Annotated in this window: 7 protein-coding genes; 2 read left to right on the top strand and 5 right to left on the bottom strand. The window is 63.3% G+C overall.

From position 1 onward, the window contains the following. The first annotated feature begins 160 nt into the window (after positions 1-160). Complete coding sequence (locus tag A2J03_RS12245) at positions 161-1,135, top strand: sigma-70 family RNA polymerase sigma factor (protein ID WP_068373971.1); 975 nt, start codon at positions 161-163, stop codon at positions 1,133-1,135. 67 nt (positions 1,136-1,202) lie between these two features. Here the strand turns inward: A2J03_RS12245 and A2J03_RS12240 are convergent, their stop codons facing one another. Together A2J03_RS12240 and A2J03_RS12235 are read right to left on the bottom strand one after the other, a co-directional pair. Continuing rightward, complete coding sequence (locus A2J03_RS12240; protein ID WP_068373973.1) at positions 1,203-1,619, bottom strand: VOC family protein; 417 nt, start codon at positions 1,617-1,619, stop codon at positions 1,203-1,205. Between the two features lie 192 nt (positions 1,620-1,811). After that, a complete protein-coding gene (locus A2J03_RS12235; RefSeq protein ID WP_068373969.1) occupies positions 1,812-2,078 on the bottom strand; it encodes a hypothetical protein in 267 nt (88 codons plus the stop codon). 345 nt (positions 2,079-2,423) lie between these two features. On the opposite strand from A2J03_RS12235, the gene A2J03_RS12230 reads away from it, so the two are divergent. Beyond that, the gene (locus A2J03_RS12230) at positions 2,424-3,524 is read left to right on the top strand and encodes a hypothetical protein (protein ID WP_068373968.1); all 1,101 of its coding nucleotides are present in this window, start codon (positions 2,424-2,426) and stop codon (positions 3,522-3,524) included. 30 nt (positions 3,525-3,554) lie between these two features. Here the strand turns inward: A2J03_RS12230 and A2J03_RS12225 are convergent, their stop codons facing one another. From A2J03_RS12225 to A2J03_RS12215, 3 genes are all read right to left on the bottom strand, one after another. Beyond that, entirely contained in the window at positions 3,555-4,988 is a 1,434-nt protein-coding gene (locus tag A2J03_RS12225; protein ID WP_068373967.1) for a GntP family permease, read from the bottom strand. After that, positions 4,985-5,626, bottom strand: a complete 642-nt coding sequence (locus tag A2J03_RS12220; protein WP_068373966.1) for a bifunctional 4-hydroxy-2-oxoglutarate aldolase/2-dehydro-3-deoxy-phosphogluconate aldolase — start codon at positions 5,624-5,626, stop codon at positions 4,985-4,987. The genes A2J03_RS12225 and A2J03_RS12220 overlap by 4 nt, the downstream gene beginning before the upstream one ends. Beyond that, positions 5,623-6,495, bottom strand: an 873-nt coding sequence (locus tag A2J03_RS12215; RefSeq protein WP_156520346.1) for an N-acyl-D-amino-acid deacylase family protein, incomplete at its 5' end; no start/stop codon positions are given. The genes A2J03_RS12220 and A2J03_RS12215, both read right to left, overlap by 4 nt.

Below are 6,495 nucleotides of genomic sequence, written 5' to 3'. Positions count from 1 at the left end.
CTGGAGTCTCCGATCGAAAACGGACTGTGGATATGTAGCCGAAGGCTAGCGCAGTGCAACGTCGATCAGCGTCAACCGGGCGGCGGTGTCCGCGTGGACCGTTCCGTAGGTGGTCGAACCGTCGCACATCGGTCGGTATGTGGGATTAGTCTCTTGAAGCATGACGGCCACGGTCGCAGAGGGCGACGCATTCGTAGCGCAGTTCGATCCCTACAGACGGGAGCTACTCGCGCACTGCTACCGCATGACGGGATCGATCCATGACGCAGAGGACTTGGTCCAGGAGACCTACATTCGTGCGTGGCGGGGCTACAGCAAATTCGAAGGCAGGTCGTCGATGCGGACCTGGCTGTACCGAATTGCGACCAATACTTGCCTGACCGCTCTGGAAGGCAAGGCCAAGCGCCCGCTGCCCACCGGACTGGGCGCCCCGAGTTCGGATCCCACCGACGATTTGGTGACGAGACACGAAATCGCGTGGCTGGAGCCGATCGCCGATGCGGAGCTCACCGATGCGGACGATCCGGCTGCGATCGTCGTCGGGAGAGAGTCGATTCGCCTTGCTTTCGTCGCGGCGCTCCAGCACCTCTCGGCGAGGCAACGCGCTGCCCTGTTGATGCGGGAAGTTCTGCAGTGGAAAGCGTCGGAAGTGGCCGAGGCGCTGGCTACGACCACGACGGCGGTCAACAGCCTCCTGCAGCGCGCCCGCGCGCAACTCGACGAGATCACACCATCCGAGGACGATGTCGTCGAGCCTGCTGCGGCCGAAACGCGCGAGTTACTGGCGAAGTACGTCGATAGCTTCGAGCGGTACGACATCGAACAACTCGTGCAGCTGTTCACCGAGGACGCCGTATGGGAGATGCCGCCGTTCGAGGGTTGGTACCAGGGAGCAGAAACAATCGGAACCCTCATTCGCGGCAATTGCCCGGCCTCCAAGGCTGGTGACATGCGGATGGTCGCTACCTCGGCCAACGGGCAACCGGCTTACGGGCTGTACATGCGAAACGAGGAGGGTGTCCACGAAGCGTTCCAGTTGCACGTCGTCGACGTCAGAGAAGCCGGCGTCGCCCACGTGGCCTGCTTCTTCGATCTGCGACTGTTCGAGAGGTTCGGCCTACCGGATCGACTGTGAGCGCCTCGGGTTCGGCCGTCGCTGCCGAACCCGAGCGGCCCCTAGATCGACGGTGACTCCGGCCCGATCATTCTGCGGAGTCGGGCGTTACCGCGGACGGGTCCATCCACATCACTTCCCAGACGTGGCTGTCGAGATCGCGGAATGCACGGCCATACATGAATCCATGATCCTGGGGCTCCATCCACGGCGATCCCCCCGCTGCGATGGCCGAGTCGACGAGAGAGTCGACCTCGTCCCTACTGTCGGCGCTGACGCACATCAGCACCTCGCGGGACTGCGTGGTGTCGGTGATGCTGTCGGAGATGAAGTCCTTGAACCGTGACTCGGACAAGAACATGACGGTCGCCTGCTCGCTGATGACCATCGACACACAGTTTTCGTCGCTGAACACGTCGTTGAACTCGAAGCCCAGCTCGGCGAAGAACGCACGGGTTGCGGTGATGTCTTTGACCGGCATGTTGGCGAAGAGCATTCTTGGCATGATTTTCTCCATCAGTGGGATGAGCAGTCGGGTCGAACCCTCTGTGGGGCTCGAACATGAAGACCGTGCCCCGAGCCGAAAGTCATCGCCAACCGGAGGTCTTCTCGCCCGTTCCGGTTCGTGACGCGACGAGGCCCCGACCAGATGCTCTGGTCGGGGCCTCGCGCACACGAAGGAGGGGGACGTAACTCTCTAGCGGGTAGCCGAGGCGATACGGGCGAGCATTCTCGCGAACGTCGAGCCGTCGGAACCCAGTTCTTCGAATGTGTTCGATTCTGCCGTGATTGCTGCGTCGCTGGTGGCGGCAGCAAGTCTGCGTACCAGCTGGGTGCGGAGCTCGATAGCGCCGAGGATATCGGCGTCGAGTGTGGCGACCTGCTCGTGGAGCTGGTCGATCTGTACGTCGTGTGTTGGTGCTTCGTCGGCGCTGATGGCGAGCGAATCAATCTGCAAAGTCACATCGTCTCCTTTTGTTCGCGTCCTGAGGAGTGATTCGTTTTGCCTCTCAGAACTGTTACACGGTCGCTCTATGTGTCAACGATGTTTCGTGGCCTTTACCAACATGCCCAGTGTTGTGCGCTGGGCCAACCATTTGGTGGTGTGATGCTGCCAACAATCGCGACCGAGCGTCTGGACCGAACTGCCAGGAGGCTCTGCGCACGGGTCAGGGTGTGTTCGAGCCATATCAGGTATTCGGAGCCGGACTCGACTCGTACTTGCCTGAAGTAACGATATACCAATGCCCGCGTCACGCCGTAGCGAATTCTGGGAGAGTGGAGCGCAGACACGGCCGAGGAGCTGAACATGTCCGAACACCTGGAGATCGGTACCGACCGCGAGCGCGTCGAAGAACGCGTCCGCCGGGGGTGCGAACGCGCCCGCCTGGACGGGCGTCGGCCGTTGCTGTCCGACGCCGCTGCGATCGCTATCGCTGCGGGCAGACTCGACGAACCGACGAGGACTGCCCTGGCGGCACGGCGCCGAGCAGGTAAAACGTTGCCGTCCGTCGGCGGTTTCAGTGCACTTCGTGTGCTCGAGGACGAGCGACGGCGATGGCTCGCCAAGGACACCAAGAACAAGCCCGGGTCCGCGCTCGTCTATCGGGTTCGGGCCGCGGAGCTCGGGAAGCGTCTGGATCATCTGCGTACCACGATGGTGATGTCCACCAGCCATTACGCGACCGGGGTGCGCGCAGTCCGGCGAGATCGCCGCGATGGTCTCCACCTCGATCTCGACCAGCGCGATGCGCTGTTCGACGCGCTGTTGCACACTCCCGTGCCGAAACAGGAATCCGGGACGGTCATCGAACGGACCGGGCTGTCGTTGCTCGACTCTGCAGCCGGCCGTGTATCGGAGGTCGCGAAGAACACTGTGTTCGAGGAAATCGGAGATCGGGCGGCGACCGCGATGGCTGGCTTCGCGGACCGTCAGGACTTCACATTCAGCGACCGCTACGAGACGATGCTCTTTCTTGCCGGATCGTCGTTCGATCAGGTGTATGCCTCACCGGCCTGGCGGTCCGAGCACTTTCTCGTCCAACGCACTCAGCTGGACCTGACGGACGAACTGACCCAGGTCGCAGTGGACGTGAATTCTCTGCGCGAGATCGACGACGAGCTCGACGGCATCGCCGCGATGATGTTCGACGACGCCACCCGCGCTCAGGTCGCCAGCCGCCGGGTGGCCCTCGACACGGTGTGGACGCAACTCATCGAGCGGGTGGCCGCGGTGGTTCGAGTTGCGGATCTGGTCACCCGCGCAGAGGGAGATCTCAGGACGCTGGACGTCATGGAGAAGGCCCACAGCCTCGATGGGAGGATCGACGCTTTGGTAGCACGAGCCGGTCACCGCGAGTTGTCCGCGGACAACACGCATTTCGTCGGTGACCAGCTCGGCCACAGCTGATCGACAGTCCCGATCGACAGTCCCGATCGACTACGCGACGATAGCGAACAGCACCGCCGCCACGGCGAAGCTGACCACGGACAGGATTGTTTCGAGCACAGTCCACGTCTGCAGGGTCTGTTTGACGGTCATGTTGAAGAACTTTGCAATGATCCAGAAGCCACCGTCGTTGACGTGGCTCAAGATGATCGAGCCGGCGGCGATGGACATCGCGATGAGTGCCGTCGCCATCGGCGAGTAGTCCTGAGCCGCGACGAGGGGTCCGACGATTCCGCCGGTGGTCACGATTGCGACCGTCGCCGAACCCTGCGCGATGCGGAGGGCGCAGCTGATGACGTAGGCCAGCACGATGATCGGCAAACCTGCGGCGGCCATGGCATCGGCGAGCGCGGTGCCGATTCCCGTTGCAGAGATAACTTTTCCGAAGAATGCGCCTGCACCGACGACGAGTAGCAACATCCCGACCGGGCGCAGCGATTCGCCGGTCAACGTGCTCAGCTGTTGCACCGTCGACCCACGTCTGATGCCGAGGACGTAGAACGCGATCAGAACGGCGATCAGCAATGCGACGGCCGGCGTTCCGAGGAAAGTCAGCACCTCGAGGAGGTTGCCGGGATCGAGCAGAATGCTGCCGAACGTCGCGCCGAGAATCAGCACGAGCGGAACCGCGATGATGGCGCCGATGAGCCCGACCGACGGGGGAGTGGTGACGACTGCTCGCTTGGTTGCGACGGCGGTGCCACCGGTCGGCTCGTCGTCGTCTGCTTCGTTGATGAAATCGTCCGGCACGTCTACGATCACGCGCTTTCCGATCCAGTTGCCCCACACCAGACCCGCAGCGATGAATCCTGGTATGCCGCAGACGAATCCCATGAGAATCAGCCAGCCGAGGTTGACCTCGAGGAGCCCACCGAGCGCGACGGGGCCTGGGTGTGGCGGAAGAAATGCGTGTGTCATGGACAGGCCGGCCAGCATCGGCAATGCGTACAGAACGAGCGACTTTCCGCCCTGCCGGGCGGCCACGTAGACGAGCGGTGCGAGTACGAAGATGCCGATGTCGAAGAACACCGGGATGCCGAAGATCAACCCGAGCAGGCCCATGGCGATCGGTGCGCCGCGATCGCCGAAGACGCCGAGCAATTTGGACGTCAAAGCCTGTGCGCCACCGGAGCGTTCGAGAATTGCGCCGAGAACTGTGCCGAGACCGATGATCACGGCGATATGGCCGAGGATGCCGCCGAAGCCCACCTCGAGGAGGGATTCGTTGCTCTTGATCGCGGTTCCGACGATTTCCGACACCGGCAGTCCTGCTGCCAGAGCGAGGCCGAGTCCGACGATCAGCAGCGCAATGAAGGGTTCGAGCTTGATCTTGATGATGACGACCAGAAGTACTGCGATGGCAAAGCCACACAGCACGAGAAGGCCAGGGGTGGATGTCCTGAGCCAGTCGACAGCGGTAGTCATGTGTTGCCTTTCGATGCGGGCACTGGGCCCATGGATTCGACGAAAACTTGTGCGCGTGAGGCGATATCGTCCCAATCGCTCGCCGCGACCGAGGCAGGGGACACGACGTCGGTACCCGCAGTGACGGCGACGGCGCCGTGTGCGAGGAAGTCCGCGGCGTTGGACGCGTTGACTCCGCCGGAGGGAACGAGCTTCGCGTCGGGCAGCGGTCCCAACAGGTCCTTGAAGTGGGAAGGGCCGAACGCTCGTGCGGGAAAGATCTTCACCGCAGCCGCTCCGAGGTCCATGGCGTCCATGACCTCGGAGGGAGTGAGTGCGCCCATCATGACGGGAATCCCGCGGGCAGCGGCGATGTCGGCGACACGGGGCCGAAGTCCCGGGGTGACCAGGAATTGTGCACCCGCATCGATGGCGGCACGGGCCTGTTCGGCAGTCAACACCGTGCCCGCCCCGATCACAGCCCCTGCATCGGCAGCGCCACGCAGGAGCTCGAGGACCCCCGGAGTCGTGAACGTCAGCTCGACGGCCCTGATACCGCCGCGAGCCAGGGCGTCGGCCAGCGCTGCGGGATCGGAAATAGACGGAGCACGAACGACGGCCAGCGCTCGGTCGACGAGAATGGTCTGCAGTGCGCTCATCGGTTGGACCTCAACGAGTGACCGGCGAGGTTGCCGGTGGGCGCACCCTCGTCGATGGCGAGGGCGCCGTTGACGAAGACATGACTGATTCCTATCGCCTGTTGCTTCGGCACCTCGAAGGTGGCTGCGTCGATGATGGTGTCGGGGTCGAACAGGACGAGGTCGGCTGCATTGCCTTCCCCGATCGTCCCTCTGTCCTTCAGGCCGAGACGCTGTGCAGGACGACCTGTCAGATGATTGATGCAGTCTTCGAGCCCGAGCAGCTTCTCCTCTCTGACGTAGTGGCCGAGGTAGCGCGGGAACGTGCCCCAGGCGCGGGGATGTGGCCGTTCGCCGACCAAAATCGCGTCGCTTCCACCCATGTGACGCGGATGCGCCATGATGGCCCGCACGTTCTCTTCGTGCCCGACGTGCTGCAGAATCGTGGTCGCGAGCTGATCGCGTCGAAGAATGTCGAAGAAGGCGTCGACCGGTGACTCGCCTCGCTCGGCAGCGATATCGACCATGGTCCGGCCGACGTAGTGGTCCAAGTCCGAGTTCGCGACGCCGCTGAGCTGGATCGTCTCCCACTCCACCGTGACGCCGTGGCAGCCGTCGGACCCGTTCACATCGACGTCCGCAGTGATACGAGCCCGCATCGCCGGATCTTCCATCCGCGCGAGGGCCTGATCGGGTCCGCCCGACATCGCCCAACTGGGCAGGAGCGCGGACAGGGTGGTCGCGCCTGGCAGGTAGGGGTACGTGTCCAGCGTGACGTCGCAACCGTCGGCGATCGCGGCATCGACCTTGTCGAGGAATTCACCTGCGCGGCCACGGTTCACGCCGAAGTTCATCGTCGCGTGCGTCAGATGCAACGCGCATCCGGTATC

The organism is Rhodococcus sp. EPR-157, assembly GCF_001647195.1.
Taxonomy (GTDB): Bacteria; Actinomycetota; Actinomycetes; order Mycobacteriales; family Mycobacteriaceae; genus Rhodococcoides.
Note: the sequence above shows the minus strand (reverse complement) of the source record. Positions and strands in the feature narration are given on the sequence as shown.